Consider the following 25134-nt stretch of genomic DNA (forward strand, 5'->3'; position numbering starts at 1 on the left):
TTTTTGTGTTTTAGTGGCTAACCATATTTAATGCGCTATCACCAATACCGATTAGTTTATCGTTTTTAAATATCAGTGGCGTACACTCATCTTTAGTCATTTTCCCATCTGAATGAATACTATGAGTCGCATAGAATAAGACTTGATAAACATCATCCCCTTTTTTTAATAACTCGGTAAAGTTAGGGGTTTTAAGCGTTGTTAATACCGACTGATAACTACTATCCATTTTTAGCTCTGAGATAGCTTCGCGATTATTTTTATGTTTTGTTTGCCAGCTCGTTGAGTCATTACCTGCCCAGTGCGTTTCTGCTTCGCCATCAGAAACGGCAATAACACAACCCGTTAAAAATGGAGTAATAAGTGCAGCTGCTAGTAGAGATTTATTCATTTTTATATGTACCTTAATCGTTTTTGCTTAATTATTAATGATAGTAAGGCAAAGTATACGCCAAGTTTAAATTTTATTTATAATCAGTTGCTTATGGTTTTTTGGTTGTTTTTTAATTTTAAAAAATAAAAAAATTAGCAAAAAAAACCATTTTTTAGTTTATTTAACCTAAGCGCTGATTAAGTTATTTACTATTCAGAGCTCAGGTTACTTGGCTAAGACAAGTTCTAAACTAAGCGGCTACGAGATTCTCCTTGCTTGAACGCTTTTATATTTAAACTTACTTCTTTAACTAATCGTACGATTGACTCAGTGCTTGCCCACGCAATATGGGGTGTGAGTAATAGGTTGTCCCCTTTATAATTGGCTAGCGGATTTGAATGTTCTGCGGGCTCTTTCGTTAATACATCGACCCCTGCGCCAGCAATAATGTTTTGCTCAAGTGCCGTTGTTAAATCGGCCTCATTAATTATACCGCCACGTGCTGTGTTAATAATAAGGCAGTTGGGCTTCATCATATTAAATTCGTTGAGCGTGATTAGGTCTCGGGTATCGTCTGTTAGTGGGCAATGAACACTAATTATATCGGCTGTTTTAATAGCTTCATCAAAAGGCGTTCGGCCATCACGACATGCTGCGCCTTTGCGCTCAGACATAACTACATTAGCACCAAATGCGTCAGCTACTTTTGCAACGGCTTGCCCTAGCGTGCCGCCGCCGATAATGGTGAGTGTTTTACCTTGTAAATCATTAAAGCTGTAATCAAGACGACAAAACATCTCACTTTTTTGCCATGCTCCTTGTTGGCAATCAGCTTGATAACGATGAGTATTTCCAAGTAGGTTTGTTATTAAAGAAAAGGTGTGTTGAACAACTGAAGGTGTAGAGTAACCAGCAACATTTGTCACTGCGATGCCAAGCTCTTTAGCGGCTTCTAAATCGACATTATTAGTGCCCGTGGCGCTTACACATATTAGTTTTAGATTTTTTAGCCGGCTAATTGTTTCGCGATTTAACACCACTTTATTAGTAATTAAAACGTCAGCTTCTTTGCTGTGCTCAATAACTTGCTCTGGACTGGTAAGGTCATAGGTCGTAAGGCTTCCCAACTGCTCTATGCAGGCAAGAGATGTATTTGCTAATGTAGCGTTATCGAGAACGGTAATTTTCATGATGTATCCTAATTAAGTAAAATAATTTTAATACTTGACCTTGGTGTGTACTCTAAGGTTTATAGTTGGCATCAGTTGAGAATACACTCATTGGAGAAACAAATGAAAATAGGTGAGTTTGCAAATCAGTTAGGTGTCTCAACAGATACCCTAAGATACTATGAAAAACATAATTTGTTAACGCCATTAACTCGAACAGAAGCCGGTTATCGTGATTATGGTGAGGCATCACTGAAGCAAATGAAGTTTATTTTACGTGCTAAAAATGTTGGTTTTAGCTTGTTAGAGATCAAAGAGTTACTGCAAATAAAATTTAAAAAGCACCAGCATTCGTGCCATGAAGTGAAAGATTTAACGATACAAAAGCGTGATCTAGTTGCAGAGCGCATTGCTGAGCTAACACGTTTTCATCAATCGCTATCGGTACTTGCTGATAAGTGCTGTGGCGGACAAGAGCCCGCTGATAACTGTTCAATATTAACAACCTTGGAGGACATCGATGGACTTATTTAATAATTTTTGGCAGTTGTTTTTAGTATCTGCCCCTTGGTTAATGCTGGGTTTGTTGATTGCTGGGTTATTAAATGTGTATTTACCGGCCAATTTTTTAAATAAACATTTGGGTAAAGAAGGCTTTTTGACCACAGTGAAAGCGGCTTTAATTGGAGCACCGATGCCGTTGTGTTCATGTGGTGTTATACCTGCTGCAATAGGCTTAAGACGCGCAGGAGCTTCAAAAAGTGCGACTACAGCGTTTTTAGTATCGACGCCTGAAACGGGGGTTGATTCTGTGTCTGTGTCGTATGCGTTATTAGGTCCGTTTATGGCTATTATTCGTCCCATAGCTGCGATTTGCAGTGCTATTGTTGCAGGTGTGTTAGTGGGGCGAGATACTGATAGGCAGCAGACAAAGCCAACGGCAGATGCGCAAACAAAAATCAGTTGCTGTGCGTCTAAAACGGCGGAGCCAGAAGTCAAAATCAGTTGCTGTGCGTCTAAAACGGCGGAGCCAGAAGTCAAAACCAGTTGCTGTGATAAACCAAACAAGGCATTGCAAAGTCAATCGCAGAAGATACGACGAGCGATAAGTTTTAGCTGCAATAAACTACTATCAGATACCATGGTCTGGTTAATGATTGGTTTATTCTTTGCCGCATTGGTACAAACTTATGTTCCAGAATCATTTTTAACACAGTGGGGCAGTGGGATTCTGGCTATGCTGGTGGTGATTTTGATCAGTATACCCATGTATATTTGTGCCACTGCATCTACGCCTATTGCCGCAGGCTTGTTATTGAGTGGAGTATCGCCGGGAGCGGTGTTAGTGTTTATGCTCGCAGGGCCGGCAACAAATATTGCTACGTTAGGTGTGGTTGCTAATGAGCTTGGTAAGCGTGCTGTATTCGCCTATCTCATAGGGGTTATTGGGGTTGCATTGATTTTTGGTTTTTTAACGGATTATTTAGTAACGGAGTTTGGCTTCGTTGTTTCCCCCCTACTAGGTGAAGAGCATCAAGTATTACCCCATTGGCTAAGCTTTGTTTGTGGTGTAATTTTAATCGCACTTATTCTGCGTTTGCTTGTCATAGCACTACAGGCAAAGCGAAAGGTAACTGGTAAGAGCATTTCTTAATTTATTGTTATATAAGTACTTTTAAGCTTGCTTATTAGTGTGTATTAAATTGCAATAGTCTGACTTAGTTCGCATTTTAGTTTGCCTGAGTTATACTCGAACCAATAATGCAAACGGCACGTATTTTACGTGCCGTTTTTTAACTTTATAGATGCAGTAATGAGTGAATTAGAAGACAAGTACGCAGACATAAGACCTTACAACGACAATGAGGTTAACGCATCATTAGCGCGTTTAATGAGTGATGATGCATTTATAGATGTCATTGCTAAGTATAACCTACCGCGCTTTCTATCCGCAGTGCCATTTATTGCCCGCCCATTGGTAAGAAGCCAACTACGCAAAAAGTGGGGAAAAGTAACGAGCGTTGAAGATGTTCAAAATGAAGTTGCTACGTATTTAGATAAACTTATAAAACGCACCACGTCAAAAGTCACCTTTTCAGGTTTAGATAAATTAGATCCTAATCAAGCTTATTTATTTGTTTCTAACCACCGCGATATAGTGCTTGATCCTGCGCTTGTTAACTGGGGGTTATACCAACATAAAATGAAAACGGTACGAATAGCTATTGGCGATAATTTACTGCAAATACCCTACATAACAGAGCTGATGCGTTTAAATAAAAGCTTTATTGTTAAGCGCTCAGCTAAAGCCCCTAAAGAAATGCTAAAAGCCCTTACGCAATTGTCATCGTATATTTATGACTCACTAATGGGCGGGCACTCCATTTGGATTGCACAAAAAGAAGGGCGCGCTAAAGATGGCTTTGATCAAACCGATCCTGCATTACTAAAAATGTTGCAACTTAATGGCCGTAAGCAAAAGAAAGAGTTTGGTGAATACATTAAAGAGTTAAAAGTTGTGCCTGTGTCTATTTCTTATCAATATGAGCCATGTGCTATAGCAAAAGCTAAAGAGCTTTATCATAAGCAACAACATGGTGAATATGTTAAGTCGGTGGGTGAAGATATTTTAAGCATTGTTGAAGGCTTTAGTACGGCAAAGGGCCATGTTCATTTAGCTTTTGGGCAGCCTATTGAGTCACAATGCGATAGCGCTGAGGAACTTGCTAACACTATTGACCAGCAAATAATAGATTCATTTTACTTACATCCAGGCAATTATATTGCTGGTGGTTGTAAAGAGTCGGTAATTAACTCTCCAGATACGGCAACATTTGAACAACGTATTGCGCAGGTACCTGAAGAGCTTAAGCCACTTGTATTGGCTATGTATGCAAAACCATTTCATCGTAAAGCACAAATAAATGTTAAAAGCCCTGAATCGCTTTAGCATTAAGTAAATAAAGTAAAAAGTAGCAATAGTATTGCTACTTTTTTTTTGTTTAAAAATAACGCTATACTGCAAGTATGACCTTAACTAAGCGGTGTATGCTATGCAACAAATTGAAATATTTGATATTCCAAGTCCTTGTAAAAGTATTTGCTTAGTTAACAATAGAGGGTATTGCAAAGGGTGTTACCGTAGTCGTGACGAGCGATTTTTATGGAACTCTTTAACCAATGCACAAAAGAAAAAAGTTTTGAGCCTATGTCAGCAGCGCTACAAGCGATATCTTCTCAAAAAACAGCAAGTTGAAAGTGCAACTAACACGACAAAGCAGCACGGATTCGATTTTTAATCATACATATTGTACTTAGCTTTAAGCGCATAAGCCGTGCCATTGTTATGAAGTTTATTGAGTGCCGCTTCTAAGCCTTCAATTAGGTGCGCATTTTGTTTGTTTAAGTAATGATAAACAGGTGTTACACGTAGTGTCTCTTTTTGGTAGCAAACATCAGGATGCTGGATTGGTAGACTGTCAGATGCAAAATCGAGTAGCAATATACCTTTTACTTTTTCTTGAGTAAGCAGGTTTAGTTGCGTACTTATATTTTTTACTTCAATTACATTACCATCAAATTGCGTATTTTTTATGTACTGTGCTTGTATGGGGCAATCAGCTAAAATAGCGACGTTATCGAGCCGGTTTAATATGCTTTGCTGGCAGTTTTTATACAGTATTAATTTAAACTTGAACAATGGGTAGTTAACAGGCAGCAAATTAGGAAAATCTACCTCTATACTGTTGTCTCGACCCAACTGTCCGTCTAGTGTGCCATTATTAGCAGCGCGAAGAGCATTTTGGGGATTAAAATCGATAAGGTGTATTTCGTAGCCTATGTCCTTGTAGGCGAGTGTAAGAAGCTCAAGAACATAATTTGCTTGCGGTACGTTATCAGGGCGGTTAAATGTGAGCGTGTTTTGGTTGCTATAACTGGCTGCGCTAAATATTAAACTAATTAATAGAAACAACATACTACAGCGTCTTTGCATTATCATTTCCAATTACTGCTGAGATAAATTAATAAGAGGCGTATAATAGCAAGGTGCTTGCTTTTTGCCCAGCACTGCAAGCTATGTATTACACCCTAAGCCATATAAAGAATGAGGAAATCCTGTGAGTTTTAACCTATGTTTATTACCACGTGAAGATAAGTACCAAATCCAGCTCGACTATGAAGCCTCATTTTGGGCATACCAAATTAAGCGTAATAAAAAAACACGCGAGCAAGTTTATAATACAATCCATAGCCGTCCAGTAGCAGAGCAAACGGTATTAAAACAAAAATTTGAGCAATATTTGGCACTAATGCTTAGTTAAAATGTATACCACCCAATTATTAGATAAAGTAAAAACACCCTTAGTAAATAAATTTTACAAACTACATGGGGCTAGCGGGCGCGCTAATAAGCAAGATCAAGTATGGGTTATATACTTAGATGAGCAAATAGTGGCTGCATGTAGGGTGCAACATAAATACAATTTTTTGTTTTTATCCACGGTTTATGTTGCTAAAGAACACCGCTCAAAAGGGCTAGCAAAGCAATTAATAACTGATCTTTTGAAGCATCAACACATGCATGTTTATACCTTTGCATTTAAAAACATAGTCGATTTATACCTCAGTATTGGTTTTAACCAAGTGTTAACATATACTGCTGATCTACACGTACTTTTTGATATGTATAAGCACCGTAATATTGTCGCACTAGAGTACCCATAAAAATAAAAAACCATATGGAATGACCATGAGTAAGGGCGTTAATTGGATTTTAAGTTGCTGCTTAGTTTTAATAACTATAGTGAGTTGCCAGGCTGGTGCACAAGTTAAGCGTTTATCACCCAGTGAAGGCCTATCACAAAGTTACGTTAATACCATACTTATCGATAATAACGGGTATTTGTGGCTTTCTACCGAAGGGGGATTAAACCGTTACGATGGGTATCAAGTAACCCCGATTAATGGCCCAAATGGAGAGCTAGAAGAAGCAATTATTGACAGAATATACCAAGACGTAGACGGTTATATTTGGATTGCCTCATTACTCGAGGGTCTTTTTAGATATGATCCAGCCACAGATACTTACAAGCAATTTTTAAGTCCTCCAAGCAACGAAGAGCAAATTTTTAATCAATCAGTATTTACCATGCTAGCGGCTGATTCAAAAACACTATGGATTGGACGAGATCGAGATTTTGCGAAGCTCGATATTCAAAGCGGTGTGATTGAATCTGTTTTTGAGCTGCCTAAAGAATACAAAAATACATTAGTAAGAAGCTTGTTTCATTATAACGGTTACATTTTTATAGCGACCTCTCATGGCGCCTATGTTTATGATATTGCAAATAATTTAACCCGTCCACTGCAGCATTTAAAGGGCGAAGCTGATCATATTTATCAAAACAACGTGAAGTCGTTTGCGTTGGGAGAAAATGGCCAGTTATTAGTGGGGGCCGTAAAGGGGATGTATCAGGTTGATATTAGCGATTTGCCAAGCATGTTTGAGCGTCCTGATATTGCCTTTAAAAATAAGGTATTACTGGCCGACCTTAATGTGTGGAAGATAGATTACAACCAAGGTGAAATAGATCTAGCTACAGATAAAGGGCTATTTAAATTTGATTTAAATACCGGTGAATTGATAAAAAACACACGAATTACACAGAGTAAGTATACCTTAGCCGACACCAGCATTATTGATATGGCCAAAGATAAGTCTGGTGGCGTATGGGTGGCCACAAAAAGTGATGGTGCCTTTTATCTATCAAAAGATACGTATCATTTTAACAATGTTGATGGCAGTGTGCTGGGTGGCGCAGGTTTATCTCACCATTCAATATGGGGAATAACCGAATTTAACGAAAAGCTCTGGCTTGCAACCAATAATGGCTTAACTGAGGTTGATTTAAAAACCAATACCAGCAAAGTATATTTAAAAGATTATAAAGCTGACGCTTACACACGCGAGTTTAGTGTTTGGCAAATTATGCCCTATAAAAATATGCTTTGGCTTAATACAAATCGAGGCTTGTATATTTTTGATCCAAATACGTATCAAGTCACTGAACCTAAAACAAAAAATGTGGCAAACCAAGATCATATCTCAGGGTGGGTACACGGTGTTGCTTTAATGCCAAATGGCGATTTATATTTTATGCATCGTGACCATGGCGCGTTTGTTTATAATATAGACACCAAAATTGTGACACGATTGGGCGGTGAATTGGCACAATTTAACCCTTTTTTAGCGCATGGTTTTTTACCCGCTTTACCAAATAAACCTGACTGGCCACTCTTTTTTAATGCCGGTATTTTATATCAATTAAACCCTAACAACTTAGCGTTAGAAATGATTTATAAAGTACCCAAACAACATGAAAACGTTGCAATTAGTGTGCTTTCATACGTAATTGATAATAACAACGTGTTGTGGATCTCTCTTTCTAACTTTGGCTTAATTGGTATTGATTCATCAACGTATGAACACCTTCATACTATTGATCTTGATAAGAATAAACTAGGTACATTACTTTATAGTATGGTGCTTGACGACGACGGTATGATTTGGATGAGTAGCCATAAAGGTATTTGGCGTTTAAATCCAGAAACGCTCCACTTTCAGCAGTTTAGTACAGCCGAGGGGCTTTTATCGGCTGAATTTAATAGCTCAGCAATGGCGCAGCTTAACGATGGCCGCATTGTATATGGGGGGTTAAAAGGAATAACGTATTTTCATCCAATGGAAAACCAAAGTTATAAGCCGCTTATAGAGCATGTAAATATAACGCGGGTAAATTTAATGTCTCGAGAGTTATCTCGCGATTTAAGGCAACCTCTGAATGAAGTCGTTTTAAACCACGATGACATTGGTCTTGAAGTGGCTTTTTCTGCAATGGCTTTTAGTAATCAAGAACGTATTATCTATGAGTACCAGCTTGATAACGGGCAAAAAACCTACGCAAGAAATAACAACCGAGTACTATTTCCTAAGTTAAACCCAGGTAGTTATACATTAAAAGTTTGGGCTAAAGACCCCTTAACGGGAATTTTTACCAAGCCAGCTACATTAAAAATAAAGGTTAAATACCCACTTTGGCGTGCGCCTTATTTTATGGTGTTATACGGCGCTTTATTTTTATTTTTTATTGCCATGTGGGTCAGGCGACGTAATAAAATTCAACGTATCTTATTGGCTGCGCATAAAGAAAGTAAAGACAGTGAGTCGCGTTTAAAGCTTGCCCTTGAAGGCAGTGAGTCTGGCGTATGGGATTGGCAGTCAAGTAACCCAAGTATTTATCAGCCTCGTTTAAGTAATGAACTGGGTTATAAACACGATACTGTAAGCCTTGATGAATACTTGGCTAAAATACATCCGCAAGAAAAACAACTATTTCGTTTAGAGTGGTTAGAGTTTTTGTCGACCGATAAAGGCTACTTTAACTGCACATACCGTGTACGCCATGCCAAAGGCTATTGGCGTTGGTATAAAGACTTTGGCAAAGTGGTTGAGTGGGATGAGAAAACACCTCAAAAAGTAGCGGGTACATACACTAACATGACCCGTGAAATGGTATTTGAAGAGCACGCACGCTTATTTACTGCTGCTTTTGAACAAACTCGTGATTGGGTTTTTATTCTCGATAAAAACTTTAATGTTCGTGCCTCTAATAAATCACTTCAAACCGCTTTTAACTTTGCTGCAGAGCCCATTTCAAGCAGGGCGTTAAACTTAGGTATGTCGCCTAAAAGCCGTGTTGATTACTTACGTATTATGAAAAAGCTCTCAGAAGGGGAGCATTTTTCTTGTGAAGATATGGTACGCCTTCACAATGGAGAGTCGCGCCATGTGCTAGTTAAAATAAGTGCGGTTGCTGATACAGAACAACGCTTAAGCAGCTACGTGATTATTTTAACTGATATACACGCACAAAAACTGGCAGAGAGTGAACTGCACCAACTCGCTAACTTTGATGTGTTAACCGGCTTACCAAATCGTACGTTGTTTAATGATAGGGTTGAGCATGCCCTTGAGCAAGCCCAAAAGCACTTATGCAAAGCTGCGCTTTTACATATTAATATTAAGCGCTTTAAATATTTTAATGATTCATTAGGCCACGAAGTTGCCGATGAACTTATTAAAAAAGTTGCAGAGCGATTAAAATGCTCACTACGTACATCAGACAGTATTGCACGATTTGGTGGTGATGAATTCGTGGTTCTGGTTGAAGATATTCACCAAATAGAAGAGGTATTACTTATTTGTACCAAACTTATGGATTGCGTGAATCAAAATATAAGTATTAACGACCAAGTAGTGAATATTAATTTAAGCATTGGTGTTGCTATTTCTCCTGATGATGCAACACAAAGTGGTGCCTTACTGAAGGCGGCAAACATTGCGCTCTATCATGCCAAAGGTGCGCTTGAAAGTAATTATCAATTTTACAAACAAGAAATGAATCAGCATGTTCAAAAAGCCCTTCATTTAGAATCACAGTTAACAAAAGCCTATCAAGAGCATGAGTTTTGTAATTACTACCAACCTATTATAAATGCTCACACACATCAAACTGAAGGCTTTGAAGTATTACTTCGCTGGCCTGAAAATAAACGAATCCAAACACAGGAGTTTTCGTTGGCGGCTGAAGGTGTTGGTTTAATAACTAAAATAATGCTACAAACCTTTGGCAGAGCATTGAATGAGCTTAACGAATGGCGAAAAGCATCTCCTGATTTGTATTTATCGATTAACTTATCGGCATTAGATTTTGAATTTATAGAGCTTGTGCCAGAGATTAAAAAAGCGCTTATTAATGCTAACGTGCCATCAGAGGCTATTGTATTTGAAATAACAGAATCTATTTTAATGCGTGACTCAAACCTTGCACTGCAAAGTATGAAAAAGTTAAAAGAGTTAGGCTGTAAACTCTATATGGACGACTTTGGTACCGGCTATGCATCGCTGACTTATTTAAAGCGTTTTCCTATAGATGTGCTTAAGATTGATCGAAGTTTTGTGCAAGACATCGGTATTGATTCTGATGATGAGGCAATTATTGAATCAACACTCACATTGGCACACAGTTTAGGCAAAGAGTGTGTGGCTGAGGGAGTTGAAAGCCAGCAGCAGCTTCTGTTTTTAACCGCGTTAGGGTGCAAGCATTTTCAGGGCTATTTATTTAGTAAGCCTGTTCCAAGTGAAGATGTACCAGCGCTCATAGTACGTGACTGGCAAGGTATTTTTGGTAGTAACCTACATGCGGATCATAGATAAGCGGTCATAAATATCAAAATGGTGTTACTAGTCCTTTTGAGCACAGTGCACGTTAAGTTGCAATATTATAGCGCCTTACTGGTTTTAGGCGCTCTGAACATAACGTAAGTTATTGGGCTGAGTTTATTTTGTGTTGAGCACCATGTTAATGCTGCCTTCTTCAAAATCGCGGCTTACTTTAAAGCCCAACTTGCGGGCAAGTTCAATCATACCTGTGTTTTCTGGTAGTGTTATACCTTCAATCCATTCAACGCCTTGGCGTTTACAATGGTTAATTGCAGCATTCATTAAAATTCGACCTAGCCCTAAGCCCTGGCAGTCAGAACGAACCACAATAGCAAACTCAGCATGCACGTTGTCGGGATCCATAATCACACGCGACACCCCTAAGGTACGTGTTTTTCCCTCTAAGCGTTGGCAAACAATAAACGCCATTTCTCGGTCGTAATCAATTTGAGTCATTTTAGCGAGTTGATCGTGGTTAAATTGAGGTAACTCGCCAAAAAAGCGTTTGTAACGATCTTCTTTATTGAGTGATTGATCAAATGCCTTGTGGGCTTGTTCATCTTCAGGTTTTATTGGCCTAAGCGTTGCTTGAGTATTATTTTTTAGCGTTACTATTTCTACAAGATCTATAGGGTAGGGGCGAATACATAACCGTTTGCGGTTACTTTTTGACTGATATCGATTTAGCGTTATGGTGGCATCAAGTACTAAAAATTGCCCGTTACTTGCAAGTATTGGGTTAAGTTCCATTGCGCTAATATCGGGTTGATCCACAACGAGCTGTGAAATACGCGTGAGCAACGCACATAAACGATATTTGTCGACCTTTTCAGGTAAAATGCGATCTTTTAATACGCCTTTATCATGTGCGGCAGCAATTAAATATTTAGCCAAGTTCATATTAAGGGGAGGGAGGGCTACTGCCGCTTGAGCGTACTCAAGCCCTGTACCTGCCTCACCAAGTAAAATAACGGGGCCAAAATTAGGCTCTGTTTTAATTGCAATCCGCAGCTCGTTTGCACCTGCACGCGGTGCCATTTTTTGGAGTGAAAACCCATCAATCGTCGCATCCGGATAAGTGTTTTTAATACGAATAAGCATCGCAAATGCGGTTTGCTCAACTTCATTGGCATCGTTGAGATTTAAAACCACGCCGCCGACTTCAGACTTAGAAGCAATACTTGGGCTTATAAGCTTAAGCGCAACGGGAAAACCAAGCTCTATTGCTTGCTCTTTTGCCTCAGTGGGTGTGTACGCCACTTTAGTTTCAATACATTCAACACCATAGTGGCTTAGTACTTGGCTTGCATTGTGAGTGGGTAGATAGGTTTGTTCCTCATCTAAATATTCAGTTATTAACGTTGTGGCAGCAGCTTTGTTTATTTTTGCATCGTCGGTGTTCGACTCTGGCGTTTGCGTTAAATGTTTTTGGTTTCGACGATACGATACCAAGTGCATAAACGCACCGACAGCGCCTTCAGGTGTTCGATAAGTAGGAATTGCATTATTAGCGCATATTTTTCTGGCTGCGAATGAAGCATCTTCACCCATAAAGTTGGTAAACACATAAGGGCGAGCCATTTTGGGCAACGTTTGCAGCGCTTGAACAATTACATTGGCGTAGTCTTCACTTGGAGCCAGTGCCGATGGGGTGTGTATTATCAATAAGTTTTTTACTTCTTTTGCATGCAATAATATTTCTAATGCTTGTTTGTAACGCGCTGGTGCCGAGTCACCAAAAATATCAATCGGGTTGGAGGTTGCTTCCGAGCGGGGAATAACGTGATTAAGCGCACTGCGTGTTTCACTACTAAGCGCCGCTAATTTCCCAGATCGTTGAATTAGCTCATCGACCGCCATAACACCCGGGCCTCCTCCATTTGTTAAAATAGTGAGCTGTTCAACTTGCAATAATTTTGGGTGCATGGCGAGCGTTTGTGTTGCAGCAAATAGCTCTCGTAGGTCGTTAACGCGCAGCATACCCGCACGTTGAAATAAGGCATCGTATACGGCATCAGAGCTTTGTTTTCCACCGGAATGGATCTCTGCCGCAAGAGCGCCAGCATTTGTCTTTCCAGTTTTTATGGCAATAACAGGTTTACTAAATGCAGCCGCTCTTGCGGCCGAAATAAAGCCACGGATGTCTTCAATATTATCAATATAAAGTAAAATAGCTTTAGTTTTTGAATCACGACCTAAAAAGTCGAGCAGCTCATCAAAATCAATATCTAAACACCCTCCCACAGAAACAAAGTACGAAAAGCCAATATCCTTATTTTTAGCCCAATCTAATATGGTTGAACAAACTGCTGCAGATTGAGACACAAAGGCAATTTTACCTGGGCTTGCCACTGTATGAGAAAAGCTGGCATTTAACCCAATGTGGGGAATTAATAGCCCCAAGCTATTAGGGCCTAATAAAGTAACGTTGTGTTTATGGGCGCATGCTTTTAGCGCACTTTTTTGATCGTTCGTTAAGCCATCGGCAATGATAATAGCGCTTTTACAGCCCAGCTCGCCTAGTTGGCTAATAATGTCGAACAGGGTATTTTTATTGGTACAAATAACGGCAAGGTCAGGCACTTTAGGTAGATCATTAATACACGGGTATGCAAGTACGCCATGAACAGCGCTATAGCTTGGCGTTACAGGCATGATTGGTCCTTTAAAGCCGCCTTGTAACAAATTACGCATAACGACAAAACCGGCACGAGAGGCATTATTTGACGCGCCTATTACTGCCACTGAGCTTGGGTTAAAAAACTGACTAATTCGCTTTAGGCTCATTGCGTTTCCTTAGCTTTTAAATTTTGCGTTATACATTGTCTCAATGTACCCTGTTTAACAGGTTATTTCGAGTTTATAGATACGTATTATTGATATCAATCAAGGAGTGTACTGTGATTAAAACACCTGGTTTTCACACTGTGCTGGCGGCTATTTTTTTAAGCCTAGGCTTAATTAGCTTAGGGTTTATTTTAAAAAGAGCAGCACTAAACGTAAAAGAAATGGAGCGCACAGTTCAAGTTAAAGGATTAGCAGAGCAAGAGGTGATTGCCGATACTGTTATATGGCCTTTGCAATTTAGCGATGCAGATAACGACCTTGAAAAGTTGGTAAATAGGGTTGAGAAAAAAAACGCTGCCGTGATCGCATTTTTAAAACTGCATGGTTTTGATGACGCCGAAATATCACTTGGTAGCCAATCTATTGTTGATAAACAGGCGCGCGAGTACGGCAATGAAAACCAGCAATTTAGGTACATTGTTCGTTCAAATATGACCGTTTATTCTAGCGCTGTAGACAAGGTGCAAAATGCGCTGAGCAAAGTAAGCCAATTAGCTAAACAAAATATTGCCATAGTACAAGATAGTTACGAAACACGTGTTGAGTATATTTTTACAGGGCTAAACGATGTGAAACCGGCCATGGTTCAACAAGCAACTGAAAAAGCCCGCGAAGTAGCTAACAAGTTTGCTAGGGATTCCAATTCAAAACTAGGAAAAATAAAAACAGCTCGCCAAGGGCAGTTTAGTATTACTAATCGCGATTCAAATACACCACAAATAAAAAACGTAAGAGTCGTAACCACTGTTGAATACTACTTAAACGACTAGGATCTATTTATTATTCTAGGTTAAATTTATAGCGGTGTGTTTAGTATTTATGTAACTCATTAGGTTACAAATTTGGTACCTTGGTAAAATAGTTACTCGATTGGCCAACGCTTAATCTATCAAGGTTCTCACGTCCTAAACCGCTTTAACTAAATGTGCAACTTGCGCGGTTGAACGTTGCAGGTAAGCAGCACTAAGTAAAATACTGGTTTCGTTAAGATCTGTTCCTTTTAATATATTTGCCAACTGCTGTTTAGCTGTTGGGTTCTGTTTTTGTTCTATTTCCATCAAGGCTAACAGTGCCGAAAATTCATGCTTAACCGGCGTGCTTGGTTTATTTGCATACGCAATATAACAAGCAACAGGTGTTAGGCCACGAGCATTGGGTTGGGCAAGCGCTTTTACTAAGTCATCGTTAGATTCAAATAACATTAATGAGCGTATATAGTTAAATGCCAGCTTTTGGGCATTAGCGTGTTTAAATACAGTGTGTAACACATTATTGCCTTGGGTATCTTGTGCCAAGAAGCCCTTATTTTCTCTAAGCGCCGGAGTAAAAAACGTCAAGGCATCTGTGGTTGTTAACTGATTGATAAAAGGTGCAGGTGGGGTATTGCTTGCTAAAATACGTGTTGCTACATTTTGCATAAAATCGTACTTAATACTCATACGCAAAGCGCTTTCGTACAGATGATTAAGCTGCTGTGTTTGTTGGGCTGGACTTAACTGCTTAAAATCATTATCAAGTTCATTTAATTGATGCTTTGAAATACGTGCGTTAAGTAACTGTATGCATAACTCCATAATTTTTGCGCCTTTTAAATACCTTTTTGTTTAGCTTAACCTATTATTGCCAAATGGTACAAAATACAAAAAAGGTCGCATAAGCGACCTTTTAGTTAGCTTTATAAATTGGGATTAAGCTTTTTTGCTTGCTACCCATTCATTTACAAAGTTTTCTAGTACGTTTAGTGGCACAGGGCCATTTTTTAGCACTACATCGTGGAACTGACGAATATCAAACTTGTCGCCAAGTTGCTTTTTAGCGTCTTCACGTAGTTCTAAAATTTTCAACATACCTACTTTGTAAGCCGTTGCTTGCGAAGGCATTACAATGTGACGTTCAACCATTTTAACGCCGTCAGAAGTGGCATTAGGGGTGTTATTCACGTAGTAATCAATCCCTTCTTGGCGAGTCCACTTCATTGCGTGAATACCAGTATCAACCACTAAACGGCACGCGCGCCATAATTCCATAGAAAGACGACCAAAGTCTGAGTATGGGTCTGAGTACATACCCATTTCTTTAGGTACAAGCTCAGAGTATAAACCCCAACCTTCAATGTAGGCTGTGTAGCCGCCAAACTTACGGAACTTAGGCACACCTTCTAGTTCTTGCGAAATAGCTATTTGCATGTGGTGACCCGGAATACCTTCATGGTAAGCCAGTGCTTCCATTTGGTACGTTGGCATCGCTTCCATGTCATAAAGGTTTGCGTAGTAAATACCTGGGCGTGAACCATCTGGCGCAGGCTGTTGGTAAAATGCTTTACCCGCCGCTTTTTCACGGAAAGCTTCAACTGCTTTTACTTTAAGGTCGGCTTTTGGCTTCACAATAAATAGCTCATCAAGACGCACTTTCATTGTGTCGATCATAGCTGTTGCTTCGTCAAGGTAGCGTTGTTTACCCTCTGCTGTATTTGGGTAGTAAAATTGCTTATCAGTTTTCATAAACTGCATAAACGCTTTTAGGTCGCCCTTAAAGCCTACTTTATCTTTAATTTCACGCATTTCGTCATGTATACGGCTTACTTCAGACAGGCCAATTGCATGAATTTCTTTTGCCGTTAAATCAGTGGTGGTTGTGCGTTTAAGTGCATTATTGTAAAAGGTATTACCTTCAGGTAATTTCCAAGCACCATCACGGTCGTCAGCACGTTTTTCAAGTTGTGCTAGGTAGTTAATAAGCTTTGAGTAAGCTGGTTTAACTGCCGATTTTAACGCGTCAGTTGCTTCGTTAATAAGTGCATCTTTTTCGTCTTGGCTGATTTCAAGTGCCGTTACTTTACGTTTAAAGTCTGCTAAAAGTGTTGAATCGTCACCTTTTTCAAATGGTGCACCTTGAATAATGTTTTTGCTTGAATCAATAACATGTGGAAACACAAACTTAGGTGCAATAATGCCTTTATCTGCTCGTGTTTCTAAGTCAGTTACTAATTGGTCAAATACCGTAGGCACCCCATTTAAACGCGAAATGTAGTCTTTTGCTTCTTTAACATTACTAATTGAATGTTGGTTTATTAAAAAAGCAGGCACCATAGAGTGTGTACCAAACATTTGGTTTACAGGGTAGTTGTGGTAACGCCATTTAAAGTCAGCAATTGAGCTTTCTAAGTCTTGTTTTTTTAAGTCGTAGCTTACTTTAGTTGCATCGTCTAGCAGGTCGCGGTTAATCGCGTTTAGGGCAACTAAGTCGGCTTTAGTTTCAGCGAGGTCTTTGAGTTTTTGCTCTTCGCTGCCGTCATCCCACTTATCGTAATCTTTTTTAATACCCATGTAAGTTTGGTAAACCGGGCTGCTCATCACATCACGGTTAAAGGTATCTTCAAAAAACGCATTGGCTTTGTCAATTTCGCTTTGTACAGGTTGCGCTTGTACAATTGGAGTGGTTACAGATTGTTGTGGTGCTTGTTGGCAACCAGCAAGGAGTGCAACACTCACAGCTGCTGCAATAAAGGTAAGTTTACGCATTGTTTTCCCTTTTGTTGTTAGAAACCCATTAGGGTATTTTAATTTTTCATGTATTCGCTTTACATGACGTATAACGCCCAATGCATTATACGAACAATTCTAGCAGGTCATTTAAAAAGCGATGCCCTTTAAGGCTCACTTGCCAGTGACCGTCTTTTTCTATTAATAAACCGGTTTTTATGGCTTTATTTAAAGCTGCTTGTTGGCTTTGCAATGGCTGATTAGTCAGCGCACTGTAGTCTTCAATCGGGCATGGCTCTACAAGGCGAAAGCGATTCATAAAAAACTCGAAAGCCAAATCGTCTTGCTCAACGTGCCAGCTTTTATACAAATAAGGCTTTACCATATCCATGTAGCCACGGGGATGTTTGACCTTTTCAGTTCGGGTAATTATGCCGGTTTTTGCATTGGTAACCTTACCATGAGCACCACAGCCAATCCCCAGATAATCGCCAAACCGCCAATAATTTAAGTTATGTTGGCATTGATAGCCCGGTTTTGCATACCCTGAAATTTCGTATTGTATATAACCTGCTTCTGCAAGCATTGCTTGGCCTTGTTCTTGAATATCCCACAGAGTTTCATCTTGAGGAAGTGTTGGCGGTTTAGATGCAAACTGAGTATTAGGCTCTATGGTAAGTTGGTACCACGAAATATGTGGCGGATCGAGGGCAATAATTTGCTTTAAATCACTTAATGCATCGTCTAAGGTTTGCCCTGGTAAGCCGTGCATTAAATCAAGATTAAAGCTATTTAAACCAGCTTCTTTGGCTTGCTCTGCTGCATAGGTTGCCTCGTTAGCACCATGAATGCGGCCAAGCGCTTTTAACTTGTCGCTTTGCAGGCTCTGTATGCCAATTGAAATGCGGTTTATACCTGCTTTCACATACTCTTTAAATCGGCCCGTTTCTACTGTGCCTGGGTTTGCTTCGAGGGTTATTTCACAATTATCGGCAAGGCCTATAAGGCTATCTACTTCGCTTAGTAGGCGTGTATAAGCATCACCGGTCAATAAACTTGGGGTACCGCCACCAATAAATATACTGTGAATTTTTCGCCCTTGGACTAAGTGTAAGTCGGCTTTTAAATCGTCTATTAAATGCTGAACATATTCGGCTTCTGGTATGTCGCCTTTTTGCCCGTGGCTATTAAAGTCGCAATAAGGGCATTTTTGCACGCACCAAGGTACGTGCACATATAAACTTAGAGGAGGAAGAGTCACAGGCCGCCTTTTAGTTGTAGCTTATTTAGCAAAGCCTGTAGTGCTTGACCGCGATGGCTCACAGCATTTTTTTGCTCTTTGGTTAACTCGGCGCTGGTACAGTTTTGCTCTTCAACAAAAAATACCGGGTCGTAACCAAACCCGCCTTCGCCATGTTGGGTTTGTGTAATTTCGCCTTCCCAGCTTGCGCTGCAAATAAGCGGGGTAGGGTCATCGGCGTGGCGCATTAATACTAATACACACCAAAAACGCGCTTTACGATTTGGGTTATTACCTAAATCATTAAGTAGTTTATCTATGTTGTCTTGATCGCTTGCGCTCTCACCAGCAAAGCGAGCAGAGTAAACCCCCGGTGCACCATTTAAACCATCAACCTCTAAGCCGGAATCATCAGCTATGGCTGGCATACCCGTAATTTTAGCTGCATGGCGGGCTTTAATAATGGCATTTTCAACAAAGGTAGTACCGGTTTCGGCTACTTCACTAACGTTAAAATCACTTTGTGGAACTACATTAATATTAAGTGGGCTTAACATGTTGGCCAGCTCACTTACTTTGCCAGGGTTACCCGTGGCAAGGACTAAAGTTTTGTTCATAATATTATTTATCTACGTAAAATTTTTGCTGAAATTGCAGTGTTTGAAATTGATTACTTTGCTGTATTTCAATTTCAAAGCGCAGTATTTCTTCGTTTGTAAAATCGACTTGGGCAAGATAATAAACTGACTCGCCTTCAATTACTTCTTTAAAGTTAAGCGTTTGTTTGTTGCCAAGTAGGTTTCTGGCTGTGCCAGATAACTCGGCCTTTTGAGCTGTATTGCCTGTATTGTTTTTTAACACAGAAATATTAACAATCCCTTTATAGCCACTGCGCTCAAGCCCGTAAGCCTTGGCAATTTGTGGCTGAATAAAGGTTGATGGAAAAGCAATGTAATGTACTTGCCACGGGCCAAGTTCTTTATATTGCCCGCCCAATGTTTGTTCGCTGTGTGCGTTAAATGCGAATGTTAAACAAGCAATAAAACAAAATTTAATTAACCGATTCATTGTTCACTCCAAAAATATAAAAAAGAGGCCATAAGGCCTCTTTTACTTAAAACAAAAGCTTAAGCTAAAAAGTCCATTAACAGCATTTGCAAAAACTGAATACCAATAATTAATACAAGTACTGATAAATCTAACCCACCCATTGGTGGAATAATTTTACGAAGTGGCTTGAGCATTGGCTCAGTAAGCTGATGGAAAACCGCTTCAATAGGGTTGTAGCCTTGGCTTACCCAGCTGAGAATTGCGCGGATAATTAATACCCAAAATACTAAGTTTAAGCCTTCTTTTATTACGGTAATTAGGGCTTGAATAAACACGGGTTGCGCAGCCCATGCGCCGTAAATTACCAACATTAAAGTACTAATTTTGGCAATAGCTACAATAAATGCCAGCAATAGTGAGGCTAAATCAAGCCCACCTAACCCGGGTATAATTTTACGTAAAGGGTTGACTGCAAACGACGTTGCTTTAACCACAAATTGGCTCATTGGGTTGTAAAAATCGGCTTTTGCCCACTGTAGCCAAAAACGCAGTAGTACCACCATTAAAAACAAATCAAACAGAGTACTGATCAAAAATTGCATGGCATTCATAGTGTAACCTTTAATAGTAAAGTAGTTTTAAAGTTCTTTTTCCATTTGCATCGCTCGAGCAATACACGCATCCATCGCATCGCCAACGATTTTAGTTAAGCCTTCGTCTTTTAAATGCTCAACTGCGGCATGTGTAGTACCGCCTTTAGATGTTACGTTTGCGCGTAGCTGAGAAATGCTAATTTCTGGTTGGCTTAATGCCATTTCTGCTGCGCCAAGTGCTGTTTGTTGTACTAAACGACGAGCATCTTCATCATTAAAGCCAAGCGCTTTTGCTTTTTCTTCAATGGCTTCCATAAATAAGAAAAAGTAAGCTGGTGATGAACCTGTTACTGCAATGATATCGTTAATTTGCGCTTCTTGTTCGACCCACACCACAATACCTGTGCACTCAAATACTTGTTGAACAAATTCATGTTCTTGCTGCGTTTCGCCAGCGCCAAATAAGCCTGACACGCCACGCCCTAATAAAGACGGCGTATTAGGCATGCAACGTACAATTTTTACATCTTGCCCTAACATTTCGCGCAAGCGGCTTACTGTTAAACCAGCAGCTACTGAGATAAATAGTTTATTACTGAAATCGATGCCAGACTCTTGAAACGATTTACATAAATCGCCCATCATTTGTGGCTTTACAGACAAAACAATTACATCAGCATCGCGTAGGGCTTCGTTATTGTCACTGGTGGTTTGCACCTTGAAATCGGCTGCTACCTTTGCAAGCTTTTCTTGGTTGCGGTTAGTCGCAATGATGTTGTTTGCGTCAAAGCCGTTTTTTACCATGCCACCAATAATAGCGTAGCTCATGTTACCTGTGCCTATAAATGCGATTTTTTTATCTGACATAAATCTGTTTTTACCTTTTAAGTTCGTGTTCCAAAAATGTCTGTTCCGATCCTCACCATAGTTGAGCCTGCACTAATTGCGGCTTCAACGTCATTACTCATACCCATAGATAGAGTGTCTAACTGTGGATATTGGGTCTTTAGTTTATCAAAGCAAGTTTGTAATTGCTCAAAATATTGAGTTTGTGTAGTTGGATCGTCACTTTTTGCAGGAATAGCCATCAAACCACGTAATCTTAACTGATCACATTGGCTAATAAACTCAGCAAGACTAGCGATGTCATCCGGATGACAGCCCGACTTTGCCTCCTCGGCGCTAATATTTACCTGAATAAGTACATTAAGTGGTGGTTTACTGGTTGGGCGCTGAGCGTTGAGGCGTTTGGCTATTTTGATTCGATCGACGCTTTGTACCCAATCAAAATTTTCTGCCACTAAAGCACTTTTATTTGACTGGATAGGGCCAATGAAATGCCAAATGATATCGCTATATGTGTGCAGTTGAGCTATTTTATCTACAGCTTCTTGAACATAAGACTCACCAAACTGGCGTTGGCCATAATCGTAGGCAGCAACGATATCGTCGCTAGGTTTGGTTTTAGACACCGCCAGCAAGGTTATTTCATCTTTGCTTCTGTGCGTGTTTTTTGCCGCGTTTGAAATTCTTGCGTAGGCGCAAGTGAGTCGTTCTGCTATTGTAACCATATAATTATCAGCCAGTTGTGGAGTCATAAATGGATATTACCGAATTATTAGCGTTTAGTGTGCAACACAATGCATCCGATTTACATTTATCGTCGGGTGTTTCACCTATGATACGCGTAGATGGTGATGTTCGCCGCATTAATATACCAGCCCTTGCAGATAAAGACGTAAACAGTTTAGTTTACGATATTATGAATGATACTCAGCGCAAAGATTACGAACAAAACCTTGAGGTGGATTTTTCGTTTGAGGTTCCTAATCTTGCTCGCTTTCGTGTTAATGCCTTTAATTCAAACCGCGGTCCCGCGGCAGTATTTCGTACTATACCGAGTGAAGTATTAACACTTGATGATTTAGGCGCGCCAGATATTTTTAAAACAATATCAGACAACCCGCGTGGGTTAGTGCTTGTTACCGGGCCAACAGGGTCGGGTAAATCAACAACACTTGCGGCCATGGTTGATTACATAAATCAAAATAAGCATCATCATATTTTAACGATTGAAGATCCAATCGAATTTGTTCACGATAACAAGTTAAGCTTAGTTAACCAACGTGAAGTACATCGTGATACACACAGTTTTTCAAACGCACTACGTAGTGCGCTGCGTGAAGACCCCGATGTTATATTAGTGGGTGAGTTGCGTGATTTAGAAACTATTCGCCTAGCGATGACCGCTGCTGAAACCGGTCATTTAGTGTTTGGTACGTTGCATACAACCTCAGCGCCCAAAACCATTGACCGTATTATTGATGTATTCCCTGGTGAAGAAAAAGCAATGGTACGCTCTATGTTGTCTGAGTCATTGCGTGCGGTTATTTCACAAACACTCCTTAAAAAAATTGGCGGTGGGCGAGTGGCTGCTCATGAAATTATGATTGGTGTACCCGCCATACGTAACTTAATTCGAGAAGACAAAATTGCACAAATGTACTCGTCTATTCAAACGGGGGCATCAATTGGTATGCAAACAATGGATCAATGTTTAACAAACTTAGTTAACCGAGGCATTGTGACCAACACCGCAGCGCAAGCTAAAGCGCAAGACAAAACACAATTTGGTGGTTAAGGAATTAGAATGACTTTATCTTTAAACCGTTACTTAATCACTATGATTGAGAAAAAAGGCTCTGATTTATTTGTATCTAGCCGTTTACCTGTTAGTGCAAAAATAAACGGTGAACTAATTCAATTGGACGATGACAAACTCACTGACGAAGAGTCTTTGCAGTTGGTTGAGTCTGCGATGAGCGAAAAGCAAAAAGCGGAGTTTCATGCTACTAAAGAATGTAACTTTGCTATTGCAACCGACGAAGGGCGTTTTCGTATTTCTGCGTTTTGGCAGCGCGATAGAGCAGGTATGGTTATTCGCCGAATTGTGACACAGATCCCTGATATCAGTGATTTGGGCCTACCCTCGACACTCACCGACGTCATTATGGCTAAGCGCGGTTTAGTTTTGTTTGTTGGTGGAACAGGAACCGGTAAGTCGACCTCATTAGCAGCCCTGATTGGCTACAGAAACCGAAACCAACGAGGTCATATTTTAACAATTGAAGATCCTATTGAGTTTGTTCATGAGCACCGCAAAAGTATTATTACCCAACGCGAAGTAGGGCTCGATACAGATAGTTTTGAGTCGGCGCTTAAAAGCTCATTACGTCAAGCTCCTGATGTTATTTTAATTGGTGAAATACGCTCGCAAGAAACCATGGAATACGCATTAAGCTTTGCTGAAACAGGGCATTTATGTGTGGCTACACTGCATGCCAACAATGCCAACCAAGCCATTGACCGTATTATGCATTTGGTACCAAAAGAAAAGCATGACAAGCTTAAATACGATTTAGCACTTAACTTACGTGCCATTGTAGCTCAACAATTAATACCTACCTCAGATGGCGAAGGACGCGTTGCCGCAATAGAGATATTACTTAATTCACCTATGGTGGCAGAGCTGATTAAAAACGGCGATATTGGCGGCATTAAAGAGGCTATGGCTAAATCTAACGATATGGGCATGCAAACCTTTGACCAAGCCCTTTTTGAGTTATACAGGCAGCAACGTATTAACTATGCAGATGCATTGCATCATGCTGACTCACCAAATGACTTACGCTTGATGATTAAACTGCGCAATAACGAACAACAAGGTGCGGGCTTTTTACAAGGTGTCACTATTGATGGAATGGGGGATGACGATAACTAATTAGTTATTGTTTTTAAAAAAGCGCGACTTTCCAGCCGCGCTTTTTTAGTATTTAACACACCTAATTACAGCGTTACTCACCGTAAAATGATTCAAAAAAACTTTCTAAAATAATTACCGCAGACATATTATCTACATTTCCTTTACCTAAATTTTTATAACCACCTTGCTCAAATAAACGGGCTTTTGCGTCAGCAGTTGTTAGGCGCTCATCTTGTGTTTGTACAGGAATGCCATAGTGATTATGTAACCTGTTAGCAAACTTTTTAGCTTTGAATGTCACCTCTTGTGAAGTGCCATCCATATTAAGCGGTAAACCGACCACCATTAAATCTGGTTGCCATTCGTTTACTTGTACTGCGATATGATCCCAGTTTGGAATACCATCTTGCGCTTTTACGGCCTTAAGGCTTGATGCGCTGCCGGTGAGTTCTTGCCCTACGGCAATACCAATACTTTTAGTGCCAAAATCAAATCCCATTACGGTGCGCTCGCCTTGTGGCTTAAATGTTCTTTTTGTCATTGATAATGTTTTACTTAGGCTGCTTTTCAAGCCGTTATGTTAAAGGTTTACATAAAAAAATTCACTTGTAATAGCGTATCTATTTCCAAGTGAATTTATATTATGAACTTAATTTAGAAAGGGGATATTTAAGCATGCCCGGCTTCAGGGCTTAGTTGGCCTATATCAAAGCCAAGCATTGAAACGGCTTTTTCCCATCGTTTTTCAGCGGGCGTGTTAAAAATAATGGCCGGATCTGCTTCTATAATTAGCCAGCTGTTATCAAGCAGTTCTTGTTCTAATTGGCCTTGTTCCCAACCTGCATACCCTAAGGTGATAATAAACTGCTCAGGGGCATGTGCTGTCGTTAAACTTGCTAGCACATCTTTGGAGGTGGTGATCATAATATCACTACTGAGCTTTTGGCTTGAGGTATACCCGAGCTTAGGGGAGTGAAGCACAAAACCTCTATCTGTTTTAACTGGACCACCTGCAAACACAGCCACTTTAGCTGCTTGCTGGGTTTTGTCGTTATCGATTTCTATTTTATCAAGTAGCTCACCAACGGTTACGTTGATGGGTTGGTTTATCACCAATCCCATTGCCCCATCTTCATTGTGCTCGCAAATATACGTAACAGCACGTTTAAAAAAAGGGTCTTGCATTGACGGCATGGCGATTAAAAAATGATTTTCTAATGACTGCATAGATTTCACCCTTTCAGTTAATGAATTTTGAGTATGGCACAACCCTGTATTTTATAACTAAATAAGTTAACTGATTTTATTAAAATATTAATACAGCAAGTGCTGCA

The 25134-nt window shown here is 39.9% G+C and carries 24 protein-coding genes; 10 read left to right on the top strand and 14 right to left on the bottom strand.

Features of this window, described 5'->3' with window-relative positions; translation table 11 throughout:
• Nucleotides 1–10: 10 nt before the first annotated feature.
• Both CWB62_RS04855 and CWB62_RS04860 read right to left on the bottom strand, forming a co-directional pair.
• Nucleotides 11–391 (bottom strand): DUF3192 domain-containing protein, encoded by a 381-nt coding sequence (locus CWB62_RS04855; protein WP_058405812.1) that lies wholly within the window; start codon nucleotides 389–391, stop codon nucleotides 11–13.
• 227 nt (nucleotides 392–618) lie between these two features.
• The gene (locus tag CWB62_RS04860; RefSeq protein ID WP_138529126.1) at nucleotides 619–1563 is read right to left on the bottom strand and encodes a D-2-hydroxyacid dehydrogenase; all 945 of its coding nucleotides are present in this window, start codon (nucleotides 1561–1563) and stop codon (nucleotides 619–621) included.
• A gap of 102 nt (nucleotides 1564–1665) precedes the next feature.
• Here CWB62_RS04860 and zntR point away from each other — a divergent pair, with 102 nt between their 5' ends.
• The 4 genes from zntR (at nucleotide 1666) to CWB62_RS04880 (ending at nucleotide 4841) form a co-directional block, all read left to right on the top strand.
• Nucleotides 1666–2076: a Zn(2+)-responsive transcriptional regulator gene (zntR, locus tag CWB62_RS04865; RefSeq protein WP_138529124.1), complete on the top strand. Its 411-nt coding sequence runs from the start codon at nucleotides 1666–1668 to the stop codon at nucleotides 2074–2076.
• A complete protein-coding gene (locus tag CWB62_RS04870) occupies nucleotides 2063–3196 on the top strand; it encodes an SO_0444 family Cu/Zn efflux transporter (RefSeq protein WP_138529122.1) in 1134 nt (377 codons plus the stop codon). The genes zntR and CWB62_RS04870 overlap by 14 nt, the downstream gene beginning before the upstream one ends.
• A 159-nt stretch (nucleotides 3197–3355) precedes the next feature.
• Nucleotides 3356–4492: a 1-acyl-sn-glycerol-3-phosphate acyltransferase gene (locus tag CWB62_RS04875; protein WP_033019396.1), complete on the top strand. Its 1137-nt coding sequence runs from the start codon at nucleotides 3356–3358 to the stop codon at nucleotides 4490–4492.
• A gap of 103 nt (nucleotides 4493–4595) precedes the next feature.
• Nucleotides 4596–4841: a DUF1289 domain-containing protein gene (locus tag CWB62_RS04880; protein WP_138529121.1), complete on the top strand. Its 246-nt coding sequence runs from the start codon at nucleotides 4596–4598 to the stop codon at nucleotides 4839–4841.
• Here CWB62_RS04880 and CWB62_RS04885 read toward each other — a convergent pair.
• Nucleotides 4838–5536 (bottom strand): transporter substrate-binding domain-containing protein, encoded by a 699-nt coding sequence (locus tag CWB62_RS04885; RefSeq protein ID WP_138529119.1) that lies wholly within the window; start codon nucleotides 5534–5536, stop codon nucleotides 4838–4840. The two genes, CWB62_RS04880 and CWB62_RS04885, sit on opposite strands and share 4 nt — an antisense overlap.
• Before the next feature lie 124 nt (nucleotides 5537–5660).
• Here CWB62_RS04885 and CWB62_RS04890 point away from each other — a divergent pair, with 124 nt between their 5' ends.
• The 3 genes from CWB62_RS04890 to CWB62_RS04900 are packed head-to-tail and all read left to right on the top strand — an operon-like array spanning nucleotide 5661 to nucleotide 10819.
• Nucleotides 5661–5864, top strand: coding sequence for a DUF3283 family protein (locus CWB62_RS04890; protein ID WP_006793205.1), 204 nt, complete (start codon nucleotides 5661–5663; stop codon nucleotides 5862–5864).
• A 1-nt stretch (nucleotide 5865) separates the two neighbouring features.
• A complete protein-coding gene (locus CWB62_RS04895) occupies nucleotides 5866–6267 on the top strand; it encodes a GNAT family N-acetyltransferase (RefSeq protein ID WP_039038277.1) in 402 nt (133 codons plus the stop codon).
• 25 nt (nucleotides 6268–6292) lie between these two features.
• A complete protein-coding gene (locus CWB62_RS04900) occupies nucleotides 6293–10819 on the top strand; it encodes an EAL domain-containing protein (protein ID WP_138529117.1) in 4527 nt (1508 codons plus the stop codon).
• A 123-nt stretch (nucleotides 10820–10942) separates the two neighbouring features.
• Here CWB62_RS04900 and CWB62_RS04905 read toward each other — a convergent pair whose 3' ends face one another.
• Complete coding sequence (locus CWB62_RS04905; RefSeq protein WP_138529116.1) at nucleotides 10943–13612, bottom strand: bifunctional acetate--CoA ligase family protein/GNAT family N-acetyltransferase; 2670 nt, start codon at nucleotides 13610–13612, stop codon at nucleotides 10943–10945.
• A 113-nt stretch (nucleotides 13613–13725) separates the two neighbouring features.
• Between CWB62_RS04905 and CWB62_RS04910 the strand changes: the two genes are divergently transcribed.
• A complete protein-coding gene (locus tag CWB62_RS04910; protein WP_138529114.1) occupies nucleotides 13726–14442 on the top strand; it encodes an SIMPL domain-containing protein in 717 nt (238 codons plus the stop codon).
• A gap of 135 nt (nucleotides 14443–14577) precedes the next feature.
• Here CWB62_RS04910 and CWB62_RS04915 read toward each other — a convergent pair whose 3' ends face one another.
• The 8 genes from CWB62_RS04915 to CWB62_RS04950 form a co-directional block, all read right to left on the bottom strand.
• Nucleotides 14578–15246 (bottom strand): hypothetical protein, encoded by a 669-nt coding sequence (locus CWB62_RS04915; RefSeq protein ID WP_008132407.1) that lies wholly within the window; start codon nucleotides 15244–15246, stop codon nucleotides 14578–14580.
• A 114-nt stretch (nucleotides 15247–15360) separates the two neighbouring features.
• Complete coding sequence (locus CWB62_RS04920; protein WP_006793198.1) at nucleotides 15361–17193, bottom strand: DUF885 domain-containing protein; 1833 nt, start codon at nucleotides 17191–17193, stop codon at nucleotides 15361–15363.
• Between the two features lie 85 nt (nucleotides 17194–17278).
• Nucleotides 17279–18415 (bottom strand): radical SAM family heme chaperone HemW, encoded by a 1137-nt coding sequence (gene hemW, locus CWB62_RS04925; RefSeq protein WP_138529112.1) that lies wholly within the window; start codon nucleotides 18413–18415, stop codon nucleotides 17279–17281.
• Nucleotides 18412–19011: an XTP/dITP diphosphatase gene (locus CWB62_RS04930; RefSeq protein ID WP_008132404.1), complete on the bottom strand. Its 600-nt coding sequence runs from the start codon at nucleotides 19009–19011 to the stop codon at nucleotides 18412–18414. Before CWB62_RS04930 ends, hemW begins: the two co-directional genes overlap by 4 nt.
• 4 nt (nucleotides 19012–19015) lie before the next feature.
• Nucleotides 19016–19462: a DUF4426 domain-containing protein gene (locus CWB62_RS04935; protein ID WP_138529110.1), complete on the bottom strand. Its 447-nt coding sequence runs from the start codon at nucleotides 19460–19462 to the stop codon at nucleotides 19016–19018.
• A 59-nt stretch (nucleotides 19463–19521) separates the two neighbouring features.
• Entirely contained in the window at nucleotides 19522–20055 is a 534-nt protein-coding gene (locus CWB62_RS04940) for a YggT family protein (protein ID WP_006793194.1), read from the bottom strand.
• A 27-nt stretch (nucleotides 20056–20082) separates the two neighbouring features.
• Nucleotides 20083–20904: a pyrroline-5-carboxylate reductase gene (gene proC, locus CWB62_RS04945; RefSeq protein WP_138529109.1), complete on the bottom strand. Its 822-nt coding sequence runs from the start codon at nucleotides 20902–20904 to the stop codon at nucleotides 20083–20085.
• A gap of 17 nt (nucleotides 20905–20921) precedes the next feature.
• A complete protein-coding gene (locus CWB62_RS04950) occupies nucleotides 20922–21635 on the bottom strand; it encodes a YggS family pyridoxal phosphate-dependent enzyme (protein WP_138529107.1) in 714 nt (237 codons plus the stop codon).
• A gap of 2 nt (nucleotides 21636–21637) precedes the next feature.
• Between CWB62_RS04950 and CWB62_RS04955 the strand changes: the two genes are divergently transcribed.
• A complete protein-coding gene (locus CWB62_RS04955; protein ID WP_006793191.1) occupies nucleotides 21638–22678 on the top strand; it encodes a type IV pilus twitching motility protein PilT in 1041 nt (346 codons plus the stop codon).
• A 9-nt stretch (nucleotides 22679–22687) separates the two neighbouring features.
• The gene (locus tag CWB62_RS04960; RefSeq protein WP_138529105.1) at nucleotides 22688–23818 is read left to right on the top strand and encodes a PilT/PilU family type 4a pilus ATPase; all 1131 of its coding nucleotides are present in this window, start codon (nucleotides 22688–22690) and stop codon (nucleotides 23816–23818) included.
• Nucleotides 23819–23891: 73 nt separating this feature from the next.
• On the opposite strand, the gene ruvX is transcribed toward CWB62_RS04960, so the two are convergent.
• On the bottom strand, nucleotides 23892–24341 hold the full coding sequence (gene ruvX / locus CWB62_RS04965; protein WP_006793189.1) for a Holliday junction resolvase RuvX: 450 nt from the start codon (nucleotides 24339–24341) through the stop codon (nucleotides 23892–23894).
• Nucleotides 24342–24469: 128 nt separating this feature from the next.
• Complete coding sequence (locus CWB62_RS04970; protein ID WP_008132397.1) at nucleotides 24470–25027, bottom strand: YqgE/AlgH family protein; 558 nt, start codon at nucleotides 25025–25027, stop codon at nucleotides 24470–24472.
• Nucleotides 25028–25134 lie beyond the last annotated feature (107 nt).

It is taken from the genome of Pseudoalteromonas sp. S408 (genome assembly GCF_005886645.1).
GTDB lineage: Bacteria > Pseudomonadota > Gammaproteobacteria > Enterobacterales > Alteromonadaceae > Pseudoalteromonas.

Coding starts and splice junctions, on each gene's coding strand:
- CWB62_RS04950 (WP_138529107.1), bottom strand. CDS start 21,635: ATGACTCCACAACTGGCTGATAATTATATGGTTACAATAGCAGAACGA.
- CWB62_RS04870 (WP_138529122.1), top strand. CDS start 2,063: ATGGACTTATTTAATAATTTTTGGCAGTTGTTTTTAGTATCTGCCCCT.
- CWB62_RS04955 (WP_006793191.1), top strand. CDS start 21,638: ATGGATATTACCGAATTATTAGCGTTTAGTGTGCAACACAATGCATCC.
- CWB62_RS04905 (WP_138529116.1), bottom strand. CDS start 13,612: ATGAGCCTAAAGCGAATTAGTCAGTTTTTTAACCCAAGCTCAGTGGCA.
- CWB62_RS04935 (WP_138529110.1), bottom strand. CDS start 19,462: ATGAATCGGTTAATTAAATTTTGTTTTATTGCTTGTTTAACATTCGCA.
- CWB62_RS04895 (WP_039038277.1), top strand. CDS start 5,866: ATGTATACCACCCAATTATTAGATAAAGTAAAAACACCCTTAGTAAAT.
- CWB62_RS04930 (WP_008132404.1), bottom strand. CDS start 19,011: ATGAACAAAACTTTAGTCCTTGCCACGGGTAACCCTGGCAAAGTAAGT.
- CWB62_RS04880 (WP_138529121.1), top strand. CDS start 4,596: ATGCAACAAATTGAAATATTTGATATTCCAAGTCCTTGTAAAAGTATT.
- CWB62_RS04900 (WP_138529117.1), top strand. CDS start 6,293: ATGAGTAAGGGCGTTAATTGGATTTTAAGTTGCTGCTTAGTTTTAATA.
- CWB62_RS04960 (WP_138529105.1), top strand. CDS start 22,688: ATGACTTTATCTTTAAACCGTTACTTAATCACTATGATTGAGAAAAAA.
- ruvX (WP_006793189.1), bottom strand. CDS start 24,341: ATGACAAAAAGAACATTTAAGCCACAAGGCGAGCGCACCGTAATGGGA.
- CWB62_RS04940 (WP_006793194.1), bottom strand. CDS start 20,055: ATGAATGCCATGCAATTTTTGATCAGTACTCTGTTTGATTTGTTTTTA.
- CWB62_RS04915 (WP_008132407.1), bottom strand. CDS start 15,246: ATGGAGTTATGCATACAGTTACTTAACGCACGTATTTCAAAGCATCAA.
- CWB62_RS04860 (WP_138529126.1), bottom strand. CDS start 1,563: ATGAAAATTACCGTTCTCGATAACGCTACATTAGCAAATACATCTCTT.
- CWB62_RS04875 (WP_033019396.1), top strand. CDS start 3,356: ATGAGTGAATTAGAAGACAAGTACGCAGACATAAGACCTTACAACGAC.
- CWB62_RS04970 (WP_008132397.1), bottom strand. CDS start 25,027: ATGCAGTCATTAGAAAATCATTTTTTAATCGCCATGCCGTCAATGCAA.
- zntR (WP_138529124.1), top strand. CDS start 1,666: ATGAAAATAGGTGAGTTTGCAAATCAGTTAGGTGTCTCAACAGATACC.
- CWB62_RS04885 (WP_138529119.1), bottom strand. CDS start 5,536: ATGCAAAGACGCTGTAGTATGTTGTTTCTATTAATTAGTTTAATATTT.
- proC (WP_138529109.1), bottom strand. CDS start 20,904: ATGTCAGATAAAAAAATCGCATTTATAGGCACAGGTAACATGAGCTAC.
- CWB62_RS04920 (WP_006793198.1), bottom strand. CDS start 17,193: ATGCGTAAACTTACCTTTATTGCAGCAGCTGTGAGTGTTGCACTCCTT.
- CWB62_RS04855 (WP_058405812.1), bottom strand. CDS start 391: ATGAATAAATCTCTACTAGCAGCTGCACTTATTACTCCATTTTTAACG.